Raw genomic sequence first — 20,751 nt, 5'->3', positions numbered from 1 at the left:
AAGTGCCCCTCAGCGCGATGCAACTCGGGTCGCCCCGCATAGACTGGTGCGCATGGATCTTCTTGTAGTTGGATCAGGTTTCTTTGGTCTCACCATCGCTGAGCGCGCGGCAAACGCGGGCAAGAAAGTGGTCGTGATCGATCGTCGTGCACACATTGGCGGCAACGCCTACTCCGAGGCGGAGCCCGAAACGGGCATCGAGGTGCACCGTTACGGCGCGCACCTCTTCCACACCTCGAATGAGCGTGTGTGGGAGTACGTGAACCGTTTCACGAGCTTCACGAACTACGAGCACAAGGTGTACTCGAACTTCAAGGGCGAGATCTACCCGTTGCCGATCAACCTGGGCACGATCAACCAGTTCTTCCGCTCGGCATACGGCCCGGAAGAGGCGCGTGCGCTCATTGCTGAGCAGGCAGGCGAGTACGACACCAAGACTGCGCAGAACCTTGAGGAAAAGGGCATCTCGCTCATCGGCCGTCCCCTCTACGAGGCGTTCATCCGCGATTACACCTCGAAGCAGTGGCAGACCCCGCTCACCGAGCTCCCCGCAGAGGTCATCTCGCGTCTCCCGGTTCGTTACAACTACGACAATCGCTACTTCAGCGACAAGTACGAGGGCCTGCCGGTAGACGGCTACACCGCGTGGCTTGAGAAGATGGCGGATCACCCCAACATCGAGGTGCGTCTCGACACCGATTTCTTCGACGAGTCGCAGCCCCTCAACAAGCGTGATGTTGTTGGCAAGGTTCCCGTCGTGTACACCGGTCCCGTTGACCGCTACTTCGACTACGCCGAGGGCGAGCTCAGCTGGCGCACGCTCGACTTCGAAGAAGAGGTCGTCGAGGTTGGCGATTACCAGGGCACCAGCGTGATGAACTACGCGGGTGGCGAGGTTCCCTACACCCGCATCCACGAGTTCCGTCACTTCCACCCTGAGCGTGACTACCCGACCGACAAGACCGTCATCATGCGTGAGTTCTCGCGCTTCGCGACCCGCGACGACGAGCCGTACTACCCGGTCAACACTCCTGAAGACCGCGAGCGCCTGCTGAAGTACCGTGAGCTCTCTGATGTCGAGCCTCAGGTACTCTTCGGTGGCCGTCTCGGCACCTACCAGTACCTCGATATGCACATGGCTATCGGCTCGGCACTCTCGATGTTTGATAATAAGCTCGCTGAGGTGCTTGGGGTCGACGCAAGCAACTAATCACTGAGTGCCCGCCTTGGCGGGTGTTCGATTGCTCGCAGCCTTCGGGCTGTGCGCTGTTGGCCGTCCCATGAGGGGCGGCCAATTCACTATCTTCCGCAAACGAAAGGTTCAGCATGAAGAAGACGATGTTTGGCAGCGTGGCTGCCGTAGCGCTTGCCGGAATGCTTGGCCTCTCTGGCTGCTCCCTGCTGACCGGCGCGAAAGACGCTGGTTGTGCGGCGCTCTACGAGCAGATCGACGGTGCGATTGCGCAGCTCGATACCGGCGGCGTACCGATCTCGAGCGCTGACGTGCAGCAGTTCTTCACTGATCTCGAAGCGCAGCAGCCCGACGCATATGCCGCGCTGCGCGACGGCACCTTTAGCGACTACGTCACGAGCCAGAACATTGACCTGCAGGCACTCACTGGTGGTGCGTCTGAGGTGAACATCGGCGACTTCATCTCGCCTGATAACCTCTCGCAGATTGACCAGGTCATGCCTTCGGTTATCGGCACGATGGAGAGTCTCGGCTCGGTGTGCGCACCGCAGTAGCGGTCTAGCGCTCGTGGGCGCGCGGGCGCGCTCCGAGCCTAGGAAACAGCGGTCTCAGATTCGGGGCCGTTGTACCGAATGCCGACGCGATCCGCGACCCGCCACACGGCGAGAATCAACTCGGGGATCTCATCTGCGATCTGCTGCAGCAGCTCGAACTCTACGCGATCCGCGTTGGCCTTGTGTTCGGCAGCCTCTGCGCCGTCACCGCGCCCGGCAACGCGCGCGAGGGCGAACTCGGCGAGCTGACCGCGGTCCTCGAGTATTTCGGTGACCAGCTCACGAACGACCAGGTCGTCCTCTTCAGGCACGTCGATGACGGCCTCGGCCGGGTCCCAGCCCTCGCGCATGCGGTTTTCGAGCATGGTCATGCGCTCAATGCGCGCGAAGGTCCGCAACCGCTGAAGGCGGTCAGTGGTCATGCCGATGGTCACGACTGAACCTGCGAATCTGGGTCAACAACCGGGGGAGTGGCAGCCTTCGCTGCGGCTGCCTGCGCCGCCGAGATCGTCGGAATCGTGCCGGTCGCAGCATCGCGGGTGATCGGGACGTGGCGCCACGGCACCTTCACCGGCTCAGAATCGGGAGACGGCAGCTGGAAGTCGAAGCGCGATTTCACCGCAAGAAGCACGAGCAGTACCCAGCCGCCCTCGATGATGAGGCGGCTCTCGGTGAGCGACTGCACGAGCAGTGCAGCGAGGATGAGCAGCGGCCAGAGCGCACTCGTCGCATACGGCAGCGGGGCGCCATAGCCGCGGCGAGGCTGATCCACGGCACGGAACCAGACACGCCACAGCGTCAGTGCAACGAGCGGGATGAACGCGAGCAGGCCAATGATGCCGACCTGGAACCACACGTCGAGCCAGGCGTTGTGTGCGTGAGGGACGGGAAGGCCAACCTTGGTATCGAGGCTCTTGAACGGCTCCACCCAGGTCGGCCAGTAGCTGACCCAACCCCAGCCGAGCCACGGGCGCTGTTCTGCGAGCTCGATGACGCGCTCCCAGATTTCGGTGCGGCCGGTCAGGGTTGCCGACTTGCCGAGCAGGCCGAAGACCTGTTCGCGCCAGAAGAGTGAGACGGCGATCGAGCCAAACAGCAGCACGCTGCCGATTGCGTAGAGCGGGGTGCGCTTGCCGGGCTGCACGCGGCGTGCCCAGAGCGCGAACGCGAGCGTGATCGCGATGACGACAATGGCGACCATGACGGTCGCGGCACGAGTCATCGCGATGGTGAGGACCGACATGGCGATCCAGAACCAGCCATTGAAGCGGCCAATGAGGCCGGCGCGCAACTGCACGCTGAAGATCACGAGCCCGAGCACGCCGAGGAAGCAGAACAGTGCAGAGTTGCCGAGCAGTCCCTGAATCGGGCCGCCTTCGAACAGCAGGTTACGGCTCCACCACAGCAGCTTGGAGGGGGTTTCGCCCTCGGGAACCTCAACCCACCACGCCACGATGTAGTGGCCGACGAAGAGGGATACCCAGAGCTCGAACAAGAACGAGAGTCCGATGAGGTAGCGCAGCGAGGTCGCAAGTGTGCGCAGAACCTCGTGCCACGTGAGGGTATAAGCCAGCACGATCGCGACCACGGTCGTCGCAAGCTGGGCGACGACGCCAAGCACTGACTCAAAGCGGTACTGGGACCAGATGATCGAGAGCAGTGCAATCGTCATGAACCAGTAGAGCGGAGCGGGCAGACGGTACCAGCGGAAGCGTGCGGGCTTCACCTTGATGAAGAGCACTACGCCGATCACTGTGATGATGCCAGCGAGCGCAAAGTAGATGGGCACACCGGTGATCCACCGCACCGCGTTGCCGCCAAGCGTGAAGATGAACACGCTGATTGCATACGCGCTTACGCCGAGTCTCGTTTTGCCGGAAGCCATAGTAGGTATTGTAGAGCGTGGTCCCTCGCAGAGCCTGATGCGAGGTGCGTTGGGTGCGGCAGGATGCCCGTGTCGACTAGGAGGCCCAAGGAGCCGTGTGCTGATCTTCATCGAGAACACTCCGCGCGCATATGCGTGGGGTTCCTCTGAAGCGCTCGCTGAAATGCTGGGCCGTGCGCCGAGTGGTGCGCCGGAGGCGGAGCTGTGGCTTGGCGATCATCCGGGGAGCCCCGCCAATGTGGCGAAGGCCGCGGGTACCTCGCTCACCCTCATTGACCTCATTGCGAGCGACCCCGAGCGCTACGGCGTGCGCGGTGGCCCGCTACCGTTCCTCACGAAGTTGCTTGCGATTGGGGCGCCGCTGTCGCTCCAGGTGCACCCAAACCGCGAACAGGCCGAGGCAGGATTCGCTGCGGAGGAAGCTGCCGGCATCCCGCGCGATGCGGCGAACCGCAACTACCGTGACCCGAACCACAAGCCAGAGTTGCTCGTCGCGCTTACGGAAGTGCGCGCGTTGAGCGGCTTCCGTCCACTCACAGCAGTGGGCGCGGATCTTTCCACGCTCATCACCGTCGCGACAGATCACGCTGCGCACCTGGCCGCGTCGGCCGCTGCCGTGGAGGAAGCTGAAGTGCGGGCAGGTATTGAGCTGCTCGAGGTGTTCCGCGAACACCTCACGCGCACGACCCGCTCGGACGCAGACTTCAGAGCAAAGCTGCTGGAAGACATGCAGCATGATCCGCGCGTCACGCTCGCGATTGCCGCGGTGCGAGCCGCAACCGAGGCAGGTGATGGAACTGTGCTCGAAACCGCGCTTGAGCCTGGCCGGGCACGTGTGCTCCGGGAGTTGCTTGAGGCGTACCCGGCTGACCCTGGTGTGCTCGTGTCACTGCTCTTGCACCTGCTCGTGCTTGAGCCGGGTCAGGCAATATTCTTGCGGGCCGGGCAGCTCCACGCTTACCTGAGTGGTGTTGGTGTTGAGGTGATGGCCGCATCGGACAACGTGCTGCGTGCCGGACTTACCTCGAAGCACGTCGACATCGCGGAACTGTGCCGGATCGTTGATACGGACGATCTTGCGGATCCGCACCTTCCCGGCATCGCGCTCGCTCCTGGCGTGACCGTGTGGCGGCCGGAGGTGGAAGACTTCCAGCTGTTCCGTGCCCGGTTGTGTCCTGCTCCGGAAGCGTGGGACGACCCGCCGGCGGCACCTGCGCCGCGCGCGATCGAATGCCCAGCGTCGGAGATTGAGATTGCGGCGGAGTATCCGCTTGTGCTTGTCGTGACCGATGGTCGTGTGCGCGTGGATCGGCCCGACGGCGAGATTTCCGAGGTCGCCAACGTGCGACGCGGTCAGTCACTGTACGTATCTGCGGGGGAGCCGATTCGCTTGACCGGTGCCGGTGAGGCGTTCCTCGCGACGGTCGGCGGGGCCTAGCCCGACTTCGGCGTGGTCGCGTCACCGCGCCGCGTCAGTGCGCTGTGCTACCGCGCCGCGTCACAACGCCGAAACGGGGCCGTTCCCCCGAAACAAGCCCTTTCTTGCGTAAGAAAGTGGTCATCTCGGGGGAACAGCCCCGTTTCACGGGTGGCCCAGCTACTTAGTGACGGTTGCCTTCAAGCGGGTATTCCTCGCCGAGTGCGTCGATCTGCTCGGTCGTGGGGTCGCCCTCGGAGAAGTCCATCATCGGGACCGGCTTCTTGAAGCCCTTGGTCACGAGCGCAATAATGACGACGCCGATGACGATCCAGATGCCGCCGACGAGCCAGGTGAGTGCCTCAAGCGAGGTCCACAGCCAGATCGTGAGTGCGAAGCCGATGAGCGGGCAGACGATCTTGGTGATGATCGTGCCGAAGGTGAGGGGATCGCGGCGACCGTTCTTGGGGAAAATGTAGGTGCGGATCACCGACAGGTTCACCATCGCGAACGCTGCGAGTGCGCCGAACGAGATCATGAACGCCACGGTGTCGAGCGACAGGAACAGCGCCGAGAGCGCGAAGAACGAGACGACGCACGCTGCGATGATCGGGGTGCCGAAGCGGTTGTGCAGCTTCGCGAGGGGCTTGGGCAGCATGCCGTCGCGACCCATTGCGTAGAGAATACGCGACACCGAGACCTGGCCGGTCATGCCGGAGCCGAACGCGCCAACGACGTAGATCGCGACGAAGAAGGCAGTGAACGCCTCGCCACCGATGTTGTTCATGACCGTCACGCCAGCCGCGTCGACCTCAGTCGCCGAGAGCGAAGCCCAGTCGGGCTGGTACGCGAGGGAGCCTGCCCACGAAACGAGGATGAAGAAGAGGCCACCGAGGAGCGTCGAGAAGATGATCGCGCGGGGGATGTCGCGGCGCGGGTTCTTTGCTTCCTCCGAGAGGGTCGAGACCGCGTCGAAGCCGAGGAAGGAGAGTGCGAGGATCGCAGCACCCGAAGCGATCGGGCCGATGCCGCCCTCGCCGAAGGTGAAGGGCTCGATGAGGCTGACTGACATGTCGCCGCCGAATGCGCTCTTGAACGCGAGCACCACGAAGAGCACAACGAGCACGACCGAGAGCGCGATGATGACGAAGTTGACCTTGTTCACCAGGTTGATGCCGAGAATGTTGAAGAGCAGCACGAGCAGCAGCGCAGCGAGCGTGAAGACCCAGACGGGCACCGCGGGGAACTGCGTGTTCAAGTAGATGCCGATGAGCATGAAGTTGATCATCGGGATGAACAGGTAATCGAGCAGCATGACCCAGCCGGTCAGGAAGCCGGCGGCACCGCCGAACGACTGCTGCGTGTAGGTGTACGCCGAACCAGCAACGGGGTAGCGCCTCACCATTGCCGCGTAGCTTCCGGCGGTGAAGAGCATCGCGATGACGGCGATGACATACGAGGCAGGCAAGTGGCCATCGGTCACCTGGTTCACGATGCCGTAGGTAGTGAAGACCGTGATGACGGTCATGTAGGTCACGCCGAAGAGGGTGAGTCCAACTACGCCGAGTGAACGGTGCAGCTTCGGGGCAGCCTGTGAGCCGGTGGTTGTAGTAGCCACGAGTTCTCCTTTGAACGGTAGGTCGTCCCATACATTAGTGGAATTTTTCGGTGAAATTTGACACTTGTTTTGAAACTAAGTGAACACCGTACGTTTTCCACAGAATCGTTCCGAAAATTTGTGGGTCTGCGCAGTTTGGGGTCGCCAAAACAGCGGAAATGCTCTTTGCTGCCCACGGAAGTTTTGTGGACACAATGTGTCGTTATCGGTGGGTCGCTACCCGAAATCACCCGGATGGGTGACCTCGGCGGCGAGCATTCCGACCGCAGCGTCGGTGAGGTAGTGGCCGAACGAATGCCACGTTCCCTCGGATGTGCCTGCCGCTAGACGTGCCTCATGTTCGGCTGCGAGACCGAGGATGAGTTGGGCGAGGATCCGCGAACGGGCCTCGATGATCGGCCGCGGAATGGCTGCCAGCTCAGGGATGTCGTTCTGGAGTAATCCGACAAAGTCATGGGCATCAAGGACGTAGTCGCGAATGATCTCGCCGAACACCGGTGACGTTGACGCCTGCGCGAGAAAGCGTGCGCGCCAGCTCGGCACCGGCAGGCTGTCGAGATAGTCCACCCACGGCAGAATGCCGATGGTAATGATGGCCCGCAGATTGGGCTCCGGGCCGAGCTCGGCTTGGAGTGCCGCTCGCCGCTCGCTCACGTTTTCGCGCCCACGCGCGGTGATCGCGCGGAGGAGTTCCTCGCGGCCACCGAAGTGATACTTCACTGCCGAGTGATTTGCGTTGCCAGCGTGTTCCGCGATGCGTCTGTTCGACACGGCGTCGATGCCCTCCGAAGCAAAAAGTTCTTCGGCGGCGTCGAGCAGGTGCTCCCGCGCGCGTTCGCTGTGCTGGCCCATCACTCCTCCTGCGGATACATCCTGTTGCCGGCCGAGTGCCGGCCCTCTGCGAACAACGGTAGCTGGTGCTCCGCGAGAGAATCCTCAATTCGGTCAGTAAATTTTAAGACAAGCGGCGTAATTTAATCCAGTCGACTCAAATTCGAGACTCGGCAGTACCCCAGGAGCAATACACAAGTGACAGAAACCACTGCAGAGAAGGCGGAGCTCACGCCCGCCGAACTCGAGGCGCAGCGCCACAAGAAAGAGATGATCGGGCGATACGTCGCCATGTTCCTGATGCCTATCCTCATGATCGGCATCATGATCACCGGATACCTCTTCGCGATGCACAACCCAACTGCTCGAGACATGCCGATTGCTGTCACCGGTAGCTCCTCCCAGGAATTCATCTCGGGCCTCGAGCAGATCGACGCAGACGAGAACGGTGAAAAGCGAGCGGTCGAACTCATCGCAACTGACAGCGCGGCTGAGGCGCGTGAACTCGTCATGAATCGCGAGGTCTCTGGCGCGCTCGTGATTGACGGCGCTGACGCAACGCTCTACACGGCAAGCGCGGCTGGCGCATCGCAGGTATCGGTGGTGCAGCAGCTCGTTGCGCCACAGATCGCAGCGCAGGGCTTGCACCTTGAAAACACTGATCTTCGCCCGCTTCCGGAGTCTGACCCGGCCGGTCTCGGCGCGATGTTCCTCGCTACCGCGCTCGTGATGGCCGGCTACCTACCACTCAGCATCACCCTGTCGAACGCACCGCAGCTTATGCGCTTCCGCCGCTTCGTTCCCCTCCTCGCAGGCTGGTCAGTCTTCTCGGCCCTGCTGGCTTGGGTCGTGACCGGTCCGATCCTCGGCATCGTCGACGGGAGCGATGCGTGGGCGGTGATGGGCGTCGCAGCGCTCGGCGTCTTTGCGATCGGGTCGGTGCAGCTATTCCTTACCCGCATCCTCGGCCCGATGGCCGTGCTCGCGGCAATGCTCCTCCTCATGGCGCTCGGCGTCCCCGCGTCGAACATGAGCATTTCGATCTATACGGCGCCAAAGTTCTACCTTTTCCTGCATGACATCTTGCCGACGTCTGCGATTGGCGAGGCGCTGCGATCGGTGCTGTACTTTGATGGGCGCGGGGCATGGCCCTACCTGCTCGTGCTGATTATCGGTGCGGCTGCAGGACTCGCATTGACATTCATCCTTGACACGGTGAAGCGCGCAAAGGGCAAGATGCCTGAGCAGGTCATGGTGAACCTGCCCTCACTGCACGGTGGCCCCCGCCCCAAGAGCAAGTTCTGGCAGTACTTCCAGCTCGCAGCGTTCCCCATCGCAATGGTGGGACTCATGCTCACCACAATGCTCGGCGCAATGTACTCGCCGACGCCGAAGGACATGCCAGTGGCGGTCGTTGCCGCCAGCGAAGAACAGGGGCAGCAGACAGCTGACGCGCTCGATGATCAAATGGACGGCATGTTCGATTTCACCGTTGTGACCTCGGATGAGCTCGCTCGCAACCAGGTCGAGCGCCGCGACGTCGTTGGTGCGTTCGTGCTGCCGAGCGTGGAACACCCCGAAGCGACGGTCATTGTGAACCAGTCAGCCGGTAGCGCAGGAGCGCAGCTCGTTGAGCGCGTCTTCACGGGCGTCGCTCAGGCGCAGCAGCTGCCCGTCTCGACCGACGACGTCGCCCCGCTACCCGAGCGAGACAGCATGGGTACTGTCACCATGTATGTCGCAATGGGCTGGATGATGGCCGGCTTCATGATCATCGTCGTTGGCGCCAACGCTGCTCCCACGAGCCGTCCGCTCAACAAGCTGCTGCCGATTGTCGCAATCTACGCTGTCGCGATGTCTGCGTTCGTCTACCTCATCGCGGGCCCCATCACGGGGGCGGTCGAGGGACACTTCTGGCAGCTCTTCGGCGCTGGTGCGGTAGCCATCATGGCGGTCGCGATGTTTGCGACAGTGTTTGAGCGGCTCATGGGCCTGCTCGCGATCATCCCGATCGTTGGCGTGCTGATGTTCCTCGGCGTTCCTGCCTCGGGTGGTGCGATGTCAATCTTCATGGAGCCGGAACTCTTCCGTGGCCTCCACGAATGGCTCCCGATGTCTGCTGCGGTTGAAAGCGTGCGCTCGATTCTCTACTTCGGTTCTGATGTGCTCGGGGTCAACCTGCTCAAGCTCATTGGTTGGGGCGCGGGCTCGCTGATTCTCGTCAACATCATCGACAAGTTCAAGCCCGTGCGCACCAAGGGTGAGCAGATCATGGTGGATATGTAAGGTGCCAGCGGGGGTCAAACCCTGCGAGTGCGAGTGCTCGGTGTCAACCCCGCGATATGACCCCGTTCACACGAGAAGGCCCGTTCCATACGCATGGAACGGGCCTTCTCGGGAGAAACGCCTTGTTTCGAGGTGTTGACTACGAGTTGCCTAGTGGCGTGCGCCCTCGAGGGGGTACTCGTCGCCGAGCGCGTCGATCTGCTCGGTGGTGGGGTCACCCTCTGAGAAGTCCATCATTGGGACGGGCTTCTTGAAGCCCTTGGTGACGAACGCAATGATGATGACGCCGATGACGAACCAGACGCCACCAACAAGCCAGGTGAGCGGCTGAAGCGAGGTCCACAGCCAGATGGTGAGGGCAAAGCCGATGGTCGGCACGACAAGCTTGGTAATGACGAGACCAGCAGTGAGTGGCTCGCGGCGACCGCCCTTAGGGAAGATGTAGGTGCGGATCACCGAGAGGTTCACCATCGAGAACGCTGCAAGCGCACCGAACGAGATCATGAACGCTACGGTGTCGAGTGACAGGAAGAGCGATGCAAGCGCAAAGACCGAGACGACGCACGCTGCAACGATCGGGGTGCCGAAGCGATTGTGCAGTGTTGCGAGCGGCTTGGGAAGCATGCCGTCGCGTCCCATTGCGTAGAGAATTCGCGAGACCGAGACCTGGCTGGTCATACCCGAACCGAAACAACCGATCACATAGATTGCGACGAAGAATGCGGTGAGGGCTGATCCGCCGATTGAATCCATCACGGTCACGCCTGCGGCATCGAGTTCGCCAGTCGACATGGCATTCCAGTCAGGCTGGTACGCAAGGGAGCCAGCCCACGCCACGAGGATGAAGAAGAGTCCGCCGAGCAGCGTCGAGAAAATGATCGCACGGGGGATGTCGCGGCGCGGGTTCTTTGCTTCCTCAGAGAGTGTCGAGACCGCGTCAAAACCGAGGAACGAAAGCGCGAGAATTGCTGCGCCAGCGGCCACGGGGCCGAGGCCACCGTCGCCGAAGGTGAAGGGCTCAAGCAGGCCGACGCTCATGTCGCCGCCAAGGGCATGCTTGAACGAGAGCGCAACAAAGATGATGACGAGCACCGTCGAGAGGGCAACAATGACAAAGTTGACCTTGTTCACCAGGTTGATGCCGATGATGTTGAACGCGAGCACCAGCAGGAGCGCTGCGAGGGTGAACGCCCAGATCGGAATCGCGGGGAACTGGGTGTTCATGTAGATGCCGATGAGCATGAAGTTGATCATCGGGAGGAACAGGTAGTCGAGCAGCATGAGCCAGCCCGTCAAGAAGCCAGCCGCGCCGCCGAAGGACTGCTGCGTGTAGGTGTATGCCGAACCCGCGACCGGGTATCGCTTCACCATCGCGCCGTAGCTCGCGGCGGTGAAGAGCATCGTGATGACGGCGATCACGTACGACGCCGGCAGGTGACCGTCAGTGAGCTTGTTGACGATGCCGTAGGTCGTGAAGACGGTCACGACCGTCATGTAAGTCACTCCGAAGAGTGTGAGTCCAACAACGCCGAGCGAGCGACGCATATGCGGGCCCTCTGCGGTCTGTGCGCGGTTTGACAAGGCAGTTCTCCTATGAACGGGGTGCGGATCGGGCGGTGCCAGACCTGCGGTGGATGGTGTGGGCGTGCGAACATTGCACGCCCACACCGGGTAGAGCGGGCCGGCCGTGAGGCCGGGGAAACACGGGGTTAGAAGGTGCGGTCGCCTGCGAGCCAGGTGCCCTGCACGCTGATCTCGGGGATCGCTTCGGGCTCGACCGCGAGCGGATCCGCGCTCAGCCATGCCGCATCCGCGACCTGGCCGACCGCGAGCGTGCCACGGTCGGCAGCGAGTGCCTGACGTGCGATGCCCGAGGTGTAGGCAGCGAGTGCCTCGGCAGCCGAGACGCGCTCCTCGGGGATCCACGAGTCACCCTGCAGGTCAGCCTTGCGGGTGACCGCGGTGGCGAACGCCGGGCGCCAGTCAACCGTGGTCACGGGCCAGTCGCTGCCGAAGGTGACAGTCGCGCCACTGCGCTGCAGCGAGCCGATGCTGTACTGCCAGCCCGCACGGTCGTGGCCGATGTGCGGGATCGTGAGGTCGCGCATGATCGCGTCGCACTGTGCCCAGTACGGCTCGAAGTTCGCGACGACGCCCGCTGCTGCGAAGCGCGGGGTGTCCTCGGGGTTGAGCAGCGAGATATGCGCGATGACGTGTGCGCGATCGCGCTCAGGGTTGGTCGCGTTCACGTTCTCAAGGGCGGTGAGGGCGAGACGGTTCGACTCGTCGCCGATCGCGTGGATGTGCAGCTGGAAGTTCGCAGCGTCAAAGGCAACGGTCGCTGCTTCGAGCTCTGCGTAGGTCCAGTTGGGGAGTCCGCGATCGTCGGGACGATCTGCGTACGGCTCCGAGAGCGCAGCGGTGTGGCTCTCAATGACGCCATCCATGAAGAACTTGATGGTGTTTGCCGAGAGGCGATCCGCGCCCTCGTTCTGCACGCGCTCGCGGAGTGCGATCACGATATCGAGCTGCTCACGCCAGTTGCTCGGCTCTGCACGGAACGCGATGTTCACGCGGGTGTGGAGGCGGCCGGCGCGTACCGCAGCGAGGTAGATCTCAACGTCAGGGCAACCTGCAGCGCTTGCTTCGACCCAGGCATCCTGGATCCAGGTCATGCCCTGCGCCGCATAGTTACGGGTAGCCGATTCGATCGCGCCAAGCTTCTGCTCGGTGGTGAATGCGGGAACGACGTCAGCGAGGAAGTTGTTTGCAGCGGCTTCCTGCAGAGTGCCGAGCGGGGCGCCGTCCTCGCGGCGCACGATGCGACCGAGATGCGGATCGGCAGACTCGGCAGTGATGCCGCCAGCGCGCAGTGCAGCGCTGTTTACCCACGCGGTGTGGTAATCGAATGAGCGAAGAATGGTGGGGGTGTCGCCGGTGACTTCGTCGAGGCGCTTGGCGTCGAAGAGTCCGCCGGGCTCGAGGGTGGCGTCGTAGCTGCCGCCAACGATCCACTCAGCCTCGGGGTGCGCGGCCTTCCACTCGCCTACCGACGCGAGGATGCCGTCGACGCTGTCGTGGTTGCGGATCTCGGGGCCGAGATCTTCCACGCCACCGAGCAGCGGGTGGCAGTGGCCGTCACCGAGCGCGGGAACGATGGTGCCGCCAGCGAGGTCGATGACCTCGGTGCCTGCCTGATCGATCAGTGCGAGCGCGTCATCGCCGTGGGCAACGACAGTGCCGTTCGAGAATGCGATTGCAGAGGTCGTGGTTTCGTTCTCTGCCGAAATGATCACTGTGCCACCGTGGAACACGGTCGTGGGTGAAGACATTGTGAGCTCCTTTGCTCGAATCGCGGTTGTATAGGTCGGAGGCCTGGGTGCAGGACTCGCGGTGAAATAAATGAACGTTGTTCGTTTAGGGATACTAGCCTAAGAGTTGTTCGATGACGAAACGGGGACAACATGGCGGCTGCAAGGTCAACTTCACGACGTGTGGGGCGCCCGAAAACACCGGTCTTGTCGCGCGAACTCATCTGCGAAACCGCGCTGCATCTCCTTGACACCAAGGGCGAAAATGGCGCCAGCATGCGGGATATCGCCGATGAACTCGGCGTTCGCCCTTCGGCGCTGTACAACCACGTGCGCGGCAGGGACGACATTTTTGACGGCGTGCGCGAGCTCGTGGTCGCTCGCATAGACGTCTCATGCTTTGCTGACAGGCCCTGGGAAGAAGCCCTGGTGATCTGGGCAGATTCGTATCGCGGAGCCTTCGTGGCGCACCCGCCAACCGTCACACTGTTTGCGACCAGGCCGATCGCACCTGATGCTCAGACAAGTCACATGTACGAGGTTGTCGTTGGGGCGCTCGTTGACGCTGGATGGCCGCGTGAGCGCGTCCTGTCAATCATCGTCGCGATTGAAAACTTCCTGATCGGATCGACACTCGACGCGCTGGCCGCGCCGAACATGATGGATCCGGGCGAGCGCGAAGACGTTCCGAAATTTAGTGCAGCGTATTCTGCGCGAGATGTGATGCTCGATGACATGCCGGGCGTGTCGCCAGCGGACGATGCCTACCGCCTTGGGCTCGATGCGCTCCTCGCTGGGCTGCGACTCGAGTTCGACCGGATGTAGGGCGTCGCCCGCGCCTGCGCCGCCCGCGGCCTGGGCCTGCGCCGCCCGCGGCGGGAACGACAGAGGCGCGGAGGCGCGATCCGCACCCCCGCGCCTCTGCGCGTACAGCTTGTTCGAAATTACTCGAAGATGATCGTGCGATCGCCGTCGAGCAGAATGCGGTTCTCTGCGTACCAGTTCACTGCACGGCGCAGCACGCGGGACTCGACGTCCTGGCCCTGCTGCATGAGCTCCTGCGGGTTGAACGAGTGATTTGCGCGGAGGACGTCCTGCTCAATGATCGGGCCCTCATCGAGATCGGTCGTGACGAAGTGCGCCGTCGCGCCGATGAGCTTCACGCCACGCGAGTGCGCCTGCTTGTAGGGGTTCGCACCCTTGAAACCGGGCAAGAACGAGTGGTGGATGTTGATCGCGCGGCCCTCGAGCGCTGCGCAGAGCTCGGGGGAGAGGATCTGCATGTAGCGCGCCAGCACGACGAGCTCGATGTTCTCCTCTTCAACAACCTCGAGTACGCGGGCCTCGAAGGCCGCCTTCTCTTCGGGGCTCTTGACGGGCTTGTACTCGAAGGGCACGCTGTTGAACTCGGCAATGTCGCGCACGGTCTCGTGGTTTGAGAGCACGAGCGGCACGTCGATCGCGAGCTGGCCAGCGCGCTTGCGGTACAGCAGGTCGTTCACGCAGTGCGTCGCGGTCGACGCGAGGATGAGGGTGCGCACCGGGCGGCCGGCACGATCGAGGCGCCAGGTCATGTGGTAGCGCTCGGTGACCGGCGCGAGAGCGTTCTCGAAGCGCGAGTCAAAGGTTTCGGGCTGGGCAACAGCCTCAACCTGCAGGCGCATGAAGAAGCGACCGGTGTCGGTGCTCGCGAACTGCTGGCTTTCGAGGATGTTTCCTCCGGCTGCCACGATCGCTCCAGAAATCGAATGCACGATGCCGGGGCCGTCGATGCAGGAAAGAGTTAGCACCCACTGGGTGTCTTCAGGAGTCGTAGCAATGGTATTCACATGCCTCAGGGTAGTAGATCACGCGCGCGAACGCACTTGCTGAGGAACCGGTGTAACAAGTGGGCGGATCGTCCCCACAGTTGGTAGACTCAACTCGTCGTAACTGGCGTAGGTGGATTAACCATCGGGAAGCGACACATTTACCTCACAAGGCCGCTCGCCTGGGCTGCACGAGATACGGGTTCTCCCGTTCTCGTGAAACGACGCTGAGGCGTCGAATTCCATTTCGATTGATATTGGAGAGCACATGTCAACCCAGTCAGAATTCTTCAACGAGCCGCTCGCGGTAGTTGACCCTGAGATCGCACAGGTACTCGAGCAGGAGCTCGGTCGCCAGCGTTCGACCCTCGAGATGATCGCGAGTGAGAACTTTGTTCCTCGCGCAGTGCTCGAGTCGCAGGGCTCGGTTCTCACCAACAAGTACGCAGAGGGTTACCCCGGTCGCCGTTACTACGGTGGCTGCGAGTACGTCGACGTTGCAGAAGAGCTCGCACGCGAGCGCGCAAAGTCGCTCTTCGGCGCACAGTACGCAAACGTTCAGCCTCACTCGGGTGCTTCGGCAAACGCTGCAGTGCTTTCGGCTATCGCTGAGCCCGGCGACACCATCCTCGGTCTCGAGCTCTCGCACGGTGGTCACCTGACCCACGGCATGAAGCTCAACTTCTCGGGCAAGCTCTACAACGTTGTTCACTACGGTGTTGACCCCGAGACCATGCTCATCGACATGGACGTCGTCCGCGCGAAGGCACTTGAGCACAAGCCCAAGGTCATCATCGCTGGCTGGTCGGCATACCCCCGTACCCTCGACTTCGCAGCGTTCCGTGCGATCGCTGACGAGGTTGGCGCAACCCTCTGGGTTGACATGGCACACTTCGCTGGCCTCGTGGCAGCTGGCCTGTACCCCAGCCCGGTTCCCCACGCACACGTCGTTTCGTCGACCGTGCACAAGACCATCGGTGGCCCCCGCTCGGGCTTCATCCTCACGAACGATCTCGATCTCTTCAAGAAGATCAACTCGAACGTGTTCCCCGGCCAGCAGGGCGGCCCGCTCATGCACGTGATCGCTGCAAAGGCGACCGCGTTCAAGCTCGCTGCAACCGACGAGTTCAAGGACCGCCAGGCGCGCACCCTCTCGGGCGCGAAGCTCCTCGCAGAGGCGCTCACCACCGACGCTTCGAAGGCTGCAGGCGTTGACGTCCTCACCGGCGGCACCGACGTGCACCTCGTGCTCGCAGACCTCCGCAACTCGTCGCTCGACGGCCAGCAGGCAGAGGACGCGCTCCACAACGTGGGCATCACCGTGAACCGCAACTCGGTTCCCTTCGACCCCCGCCCGCCGATGGTTACCTCGGGCCTGCGTATCGGTACCCCCGCACTCGCAACCCGTGGCTTCGGCGACGCAGAGTTCGCAGAGGTTTCGGACATCATCGCCCTCACCCTCCAGCAGGCAGGCGACCTCGAGGCACTCAAGGCACGCGTCACCGCGCTCGCTGAGGCGTTCCCGCTGTACCCCGGCCTCGAGAACTGGTAATCAGTCCTCTTCGTAGGTAGTACGTCAATGTGAGACGAGTCGCAGTGCCGCACCCCGTGTGCGGCCTGCGGCTCGTTCGCGTTTCGCACTCGCGCCCTTACTTCGCCTCGGTCAGAAATCGAGCTTCGGTAAGACTGATTCGGGCTAAATCGCCTTACGGAAGCCACTTTTTCTTACCGAGGGTGAGGAACGCGGCGGCGGCCGCTGCCGCGGCGAGGATGTGAGCTTGGAACGATCCGCGCCCTTGCCATCAATATGCGATCGGCCGTAAATATGTAATTTGCGGGCGAAAATGGCATATTGAAGGCCGATCACATATCTCCGGCAAATTGGCGGATCGCGGCAGCACCGCGGATCGCGGCAGCAGCACCGAGTAGGCGCACCGAGCAGGCGCACCCCGAGCCCAGCAACACCGCGCAGGCACAGCCAGCGCACCACAGACTTTTGGAGAACACACCATGACCGCACAGAAGCTGGACGGCACCGCAGCAGCGGCAGCCATCAAGGCAGAACTCACCGAACGCGTAGCGAAGCTCGCAGAGCGTGGCATTGTGCCCGGTCTCGCGACCGTGCTCGTTGGCGCTGACCCGGGATCGCAGTGGTACGTCGCAGGCAAGCACCGCGACTGCGCAGAGGTCGGAATCTCGTCGATCAAGCGCGAGCTGCCCGAGACCGTCACCCAGGAAGAGCTCGAGGCCGTCCTCGACGAACTCAACGCCAACGATGACTGCACCGGCTACATCGTGCAGCTCCCGCTGCCGAAGCACATCGATACTGATCGCATCCTCGAGAAAATCGACCCCTCGAAGGACGCTGATGGCCTGCACCCGACCAACCTCGGTAAGCTCGTCCTGAACGCAAACACCGAGATTACCTCGCCGCTGCCCTGCACCCCGCGCGGTGTCATCGAGCTCGTCGAGCGCAACGGTCAGTCGTGGGCCGGCAAGAACGTCGTCGTCGTTGGCCGTGGCGTCACCGTCGGCCGCCCGATTGGCCCGCTGCTTACGCGCCGCGAGTACAACGCGACCGTTACTCTCACCCACACCGGTACGGCTGACCTGTCAGCTGAGCTTCGCCGTGCAGACGTCATCGTTGCGGCAGCTGGTGTTGAAGGCATCGTGAAGGCTGAGGACGTCAAGCCGGGCGCGATCGTTCTCGACGTAGGCGTTTCACGTAAAACCGACCCCGAGACCGGGAAGAGCCGGGTCGTGGGTGACGTTGATCCGGCAGTTGCTGAGGTTGCGGCGTGGATGTCGCCGAACCCCGGTGGCGTTGGCCCGATGACGCGTGCCCTGCTCCTGAAGAATGTTGTCGAAATGGCGGAGCGCGCACACGCGTAACCTGCGTTCGCGCGAGCGTTCAATGGGGGCGGATCACCTCCGGCCCCACCCGCCGAAAGCCCCGTTGTGCACTGCGCCGCGGGGCTTTCGTGCTGCCGGGGTGAGCGCGGGGTGTCCTGAACTACTGCGGGAGGCGTGCTGGCTGCGAGTTTTCCGCAACGCAGGTTCTGGACAGCCTCCGCTGATATTCTCAATCCGTGATGATCACTGAAGCATTGACCGCGCTGACTCAGGTCCCCGCGCTGCTTGGTATTAGCTGGCTTGATCCCGAGACCCTGCTCGAAGCGGGTGGCTGGATCGCTCTCGTGCTCGCGTGCGCGTTTGTGTTCCTGGAGACTGGCGTCCTCGTCCTGGCGTTCCTGCCAGGAGATTCTCTGCTCTTCACGGTGGGCCTCTTCAGCGCCACCGGAATCATCGATGTTCCGATTTGGGTGACGTGCACCCTGCTCTTTGTCTTTGCCTTTGCCGGCGACCAGATGGGCTTCATGATCGGACGCAAGCTCGGTCCCGCGGTCTTCAAGAAGGAGAAGAGCAAGCTCTTCAACCCTGAGAATGTTGAGCGCACGCACGAGTTCTTCGAAAAGCACGGCCCGAAGGCGATCATCATCGCGCGCTTCCTGCCGATCATTCGCGCGTTCGTGCCTGCTGCTGCGGGCGTGGGCAACATGCGGTACCGCCAGTTCATCATCTACAACGCGGTTGGCGCGCTGCTGTGGGGCGTTGGCGTTACGCTCATCGGCTACTTCCTCGGCCAGATTCCGTTTGTGCAGGAATACAGCGAGATCTTCATCATTGTGCTCGTGCTGATCCCTGGCATTCCCATTCTCATTGAGGCATTCAAGGCCTTCTCGCAGTGGCGTAAAAACCGTCGCGCACGTCTCGAAGCTGCGCCGCAGCTGGACGCTGAGTAACAGTCTGCGAACAACCGCTGGTCAGACGGTGGCGCATCTGTCTACGATCTGACTATGAACGGTAAGAGCACTACGCGCATCGCAGCTGCGGTGGCACTCGTATTCACGGCAACCCTTGGCGCGACGGGCTGTTCGACGTCCCCGAGTGATCCCGACGCGAACTCAGGAACCGAGATCACTGACCCCGTGATCTCGCCTGAGATCATTGCGGTCCACGATCTCGAGGGACAGAACGTGCAACTGACCGTGGGGCAGACGCTCGTCGCACTCCTCCCAGAGGACGACCTCGGCGGCTACCTCGCAGAGATGACCGACCCGTCTATTGCCGATTTCCAGGCTGATACGAAGTCGGGATCCGCCTCATTTAACCCGGGATTCACGGCGCTGAAGCCCGGTGTGACCGATGTGAAACTCATCGCCGCGAATGACTTCGTGATCGCCTTCAAGATCACCGTGAAGGCGAAGTAAGCGCGGCGCGCGACCATAGTTCCCGTTTCGGCTGTGAGTGCAAGTCATGGCACCGCAAACTTTCAGGAATGCATTGAGCTGGACAGGGTAATGTGAACCACTGTGCTGAGCGATCTTGAGACTTATTCGACCCTCGCCTTGTATTCATCGATGATGGTGTACGCAATTGCGTTCGTCTTCTACGTCGTTGACCTGGCAAACCGGAGCGGTGACGCTTCTGTCGTTGGCACCAAGCGTTCTCGCTCGGTGCGTATTGGTTTCTCGCTCACCGTGCTCGGCTTTGTCCTGCACGCGGCTGCGACGGTCATGCGCGGTATTGGCGCTGGTCGTGTCCCGTGGGCAAACATGTACGAGTTTGCGATGACGGCGACGCTCGCAATTGTCGCGATCTACCTCATCACGCAGTTCTTTGTTGATCTGCGCTTCCTCGGTGTGCTGATCACTGGCATGGCCGTACTCTTCCTCGGTATCACCAAGGTCAACTACTACGTCGCCATCGTTCCGCTGCCGCCGGCACTTGATTCGTACTGGCTCGTGATCCACATCCTGGTCGCAGTGCTCTCGGTCGGCTTCTTCACGATGGCCTTTGGTCTTGCGATTATGCAGCTGCTGCAGACCCGTCGTGAGAACCAGATCAAGAACGATGTTGAGCCCAGCATGAAGTTCCTTGCGAGCTTCCCGACTGCGGTTCGCCTTGAGGACGTCGCATACCGCCTCGCGATCATTGGCTTCGCATTCTGGACCTTCACGCTCATCGCCGGCTCCATCTGGGCCGAGGCTGCGTGGAGCCGTTACTGGGGCTGGGACGTCAAGGAAGTCTGGACCTTCGTCATCTGGGTGCTCTACGCTGGCTTCATTCACGCACGTGCGACGCGCGGTTGGCGCGGTACTCGTTCGGCTTGGCTGAACATCATCGCGTATGCTGCGGTCATCTTTAACTTCACGATTGTGAACGTATTCTTTAAGGGCCTGCACGCATACTCGGGTCTGTAATCCGAAGGGATCCGCGCCATGACATGGGAACTCGTTCCGGGCTCCGGTGAGTCCGCAAGCGAACAGAGCCGCGGGCCGTGGTGGGGACTCCTCATCGTTGGCGGCATCGCGGTGGTTGCGGGTCTTGGCCTGATGACGTGGCCGTGGGTCACGGCGAAATGGCTGCTGTCGATCTTGCTCGGTGCAGCGTTAATCGCCAACGGCCTTGCGATGGTCTTGCGTCGTGGCACCCGATCGTCTGGTGCGACCAATGCGGTCGGCGTCCTGCTGATGATCGCTGGCGTCGTCATGATCGTGTTTGCTGAGACCGCGGTTGCGCTCTTGGTGTCCTTCATGGGCGTTGCGTTCACGATGCTGGGCGTGCTGTGGCTTGCGATCGTGTGGGGGTCGTCGATGCGCGAGCGCGTCGCACTCTGGATTCCGCCGATCCTCATCATTCTTGCCGGCCTTGCTGCCTGGATTTGGCCGCAGACCGCCACGAGCTTCCTTGCGGTGCTCATTGGGTTCTTCACGCTCGTGCTCGGCGGTATCTTGGTTTGGTCAGCGTTCGCGCTGAAGAAGTTCGTAGCGTCCACGGGCGTCTAA

18 protein-coding genes and 1 riboswitch are annotated in these 20,751 nt (G+C 62.2%); of the genes, 11 read left to right on the top strand and 7 right to left on the bottom strand.

Going from position 1 to position 20,751, the window contains the following annotated elements:
• Window positions 1-52: 52 nt before the first annotated feature.
• A complete protein-coding gene (gene glf, locus ICM05_RS03070) occupies window positions 53-1,210 on the top strand; it encodes a UDP-galactopyranose mutase (protein WP_188023109.1) in 1,158 nt (385 codons plus the stop codon).
• 116 nt (window positions 1,211-1,326) lie between these two features.
• A complete protein-coding gene (locus tag ICM05_RS03065) occupies window positions 1,327-1,746 on the top strand; it encodes a hypothetical protein (protein WP_188023108.1) in 420 nt (139 codons plus the stop codon).
• A gap of 38 nt (window positions 1,747-1,784) precedes the next feature.
• Here the strand turns inward: ICM05_RS03065 and ICM05_RS03060 are convergent, their stop codons facing one another.
• Together ICM05_RS03060 and ICM05_RS03055 are read right to left on the bottom strand one after the other, a co-directional pair.
• Window positions 1,785-2,180 (bottom strand): hypothetical protein, encoded by a 396-nt coding sequence (locus ICM05_RS03060; RefSeq protein ID WP_353055802.1) that lies wholly within the window; start codon window positions 2,178-2,180, stop codon window positions 1,785-1,787.
• Window positions 2,177-3,631, bottom strand: coding sequence for an O-antigen ligase (locus tag ICM05_RS03055; protein WP_188023107.1), 1,455 nt, complete (start codon window positions 3,629-3,631; stop codon window positions 2,177-2,179). Before ICM05_RS03055 ends, ICM05_RS03060 begins: the two co-directional genes overlap by 4 nt.
• 97 nt (window positions 3,632-3,728) lie before the next feature.
• Here ICM05_RS03055 and manA point away from each other — a divergent pair, with 97 nt between their 5' ends.
• Window positions 3,729-5,069 (top strand): mannose-6-phosphate isomerase, class I, encoded by a 1,341-nt coding sequence (manA, locus tag ICM05_RS03050; RefSeq protein ID WP_188023106.1) that lies wholly within the window; start codon window positions 3,729-3,731, stop codon window positions 5,067-5,069.
• Window positions 5,070-5,232: 163 nt separating this feature from the next.
• Here the strand turns inward: manA and ICM05_RS03045 are convergent, their stop codons facing one another.
• A complete protein-coding gene (locus tag ICM05_RS03045; protein ID WP_188023105.1) occupies window positions 5,233-6,666 on the bottom strand; it encodes an APC family permease in 1,434 nt (477 codons plus the stop codon).
• Between the two features lie 216 nt (window positions 6,667-6,882).
• Complete coding sequence (locus ICM05_RS03040; protein ID WP_188023104.1) at window positions 6,883-7,518, bottom strand: TetR/AcrR family transcriptional regulator; 636 nt, start codon at window positions 7,516-7,518, stop codon at window positions 6,883-6,885.
• A gap of 177 nt (window positions 7,519-7,695) precedes the next feature.
• Between ICM05_RS03040 and ICM05_RS03035 the strand changes: the two genes are divergently transcribed.
• Complete coding sequence (locus ICM05_RS03035; protein ID WP_188023103.1) at window positions 7,696-9,783, top strand: ABC transporter permease; 2,088 nt, start codon at window positions 7,696-7,698, stop codon at window positions 9,781-9,783.
• Window positions 9,784-9,933: 150 nt separating this feature from the next.
• Here ICM05_RS03035 and ICM05_RS03030 read toward each other — a convergent pair whose 3' ends face one another.
• On the bottom strand, window positions 9,934-11,328 hold the full coding sequence (locus ICM05_RS03030; protein ID WP_188023186.1) for an APC family permease: 1,395 nt from the start codon (window positions 11,326-11,328) through the stop codon (window positions 9,934-9,936).
• Window positions 11,329-11,492: 164 nt separating this feature from the next.
• Window positions 11,493-13,115: an amidohydrolase gene (locus tag ICM05_RS03025; RefSeq protein ID WP_188023102.1), complete on the bottom strand. Its 1,623-nt coding sequence runs from the start codon at window positions 13,113-13,115 to the stop codon at window positions 11,493-11,495.
• Window positions 13,116-13,301: 186 nt separating this feature from the next.
• Between ICM05_RS03025 and ICM05_RS03020 the strand changes: the two genes are divergently transcribed.
• Window positions 13,302-13,919, top strand: coding sequence for a TetR/AcrR family transcriptional regulator (locus tag ICM05_RS03020; RefSeq protein WP_251364474.1), 618 nt, complete (start codon window positions 13,302-13,304; stop codon window positions 13,917-13,919).
• Window positions 13,920-14,038: 119 nt separating this feature from the next.
• Here the strand turns inward: ICM05_RS03020 and purU are convergent, their stop codons facing one another.
• Complete coding sequence (gene purU / locus ICM05_RS03015; RefSeq protein WP_188023100.1) at window positions 14,039-14,923, bottom strand: formyltetrahydrofolate deformylase; 885 nt, start codon at window positions 14,921-14,923, stop codon at window positions 14,039-14,041.
• A gap of 89 nt (window positions 14,924-15,012) precedes the next feature.
• Window positions 15,013-15,097: riboswitch (ZMP/ZTP riboswitch) on the top strand.
• A 73-nt stretch (window positions 15,098-15,170) separates the two neighbouring features.
• On the opposite strand from purU, the gene glyA reads away from it, so the two are divergent.
• The 6 genes from glyA to ICM05_RS02985 all read left to right on the top strand — a co-directional run bounded on the left by glyA (window position 15,171) and on the right by ICM05_RS02985 (window position 20,751).
• Window positions 15,171-16,454, top strand: coding sequence for a serine hydroxymethyltransferase (gene glyA, locus ICM05_RS03010; RefSeq protein ID WP_188023099.1), 1,284 nt, complete (start codon window positions 15,171-15,173; stop codon window positions 16,452-16,454).
• Window positions 16,455-16,912: 458 nt separating this feature from the next.
• Window positions 16,913-17,794, top strand: coding sequence for a bifunctional methylenetetrahydrofolate dehydrogenase/methenyltetrahydrofolate cyclohydrolase (locus ICM05_RS03005; RefSeq protein WP_188023098.1), 882 nt, complete (start codon window positions 16,913-16,915; stop codon window positions 17,792-17,794).
• 200 nt (window positions 17,795-17,994) lie between these two features.
• Complete coding sequence (locus ICM05_RS03000) at window positions 17,995-18,705, top strand: DedA family protein (protein ID WP_188023185.1); 711 nt, start codon at window positions 17,995-17,997, stop codon at window positions 18,703-18,705.
• Between the two features lie 54 nt (window positions 18,706-18,759).
• On the top strand, window positions 18,760-19,173 hold the full coding sequence (locus ICM05_RS02995; protein ID WP_188023097.1) for a hypothetical protein: 414 nt from the start codon (window positions 18,760-18,762) through the stop codon (window positions 19,171-19,173).
• A gap of 150 nt (window positions 19,174-19,323) precedes the next feature.
• Window positions 19,324-20,166, top strand: coding sequence for a c-type cytochrome biogenesis protein CcsB (gene ccsB / locus ICM05_RS02990; protein ID WP_188023096.1), 843 nt, complete (start codon window positions 19,324-19,326; stop codon window positions 20,164-20,166).
• Window positions 20,167-20,184: 18 nt separating this feature from the next.
• Entirely contained in the window at window positions 20,185-20,751 is a 567-nt protein-coding gene (locus ICM05_RS02985) for an HdeD family acid-resistance protein (protein WP_188023095.1), read from the top strand.

This window comes from Leucobacter sp. cx-42 (genome assembly GCF_014529985.1).
Lineage (GTDB): Bacteria > Actinomycetota > Actinomycetes > Actinomycetales > Microbacteriaceae > Leucobacter.
Note: the sequence above shows the minus strand (reverse complement) of the source record. Positions and strands in the feature narration are given on the sequence as shown.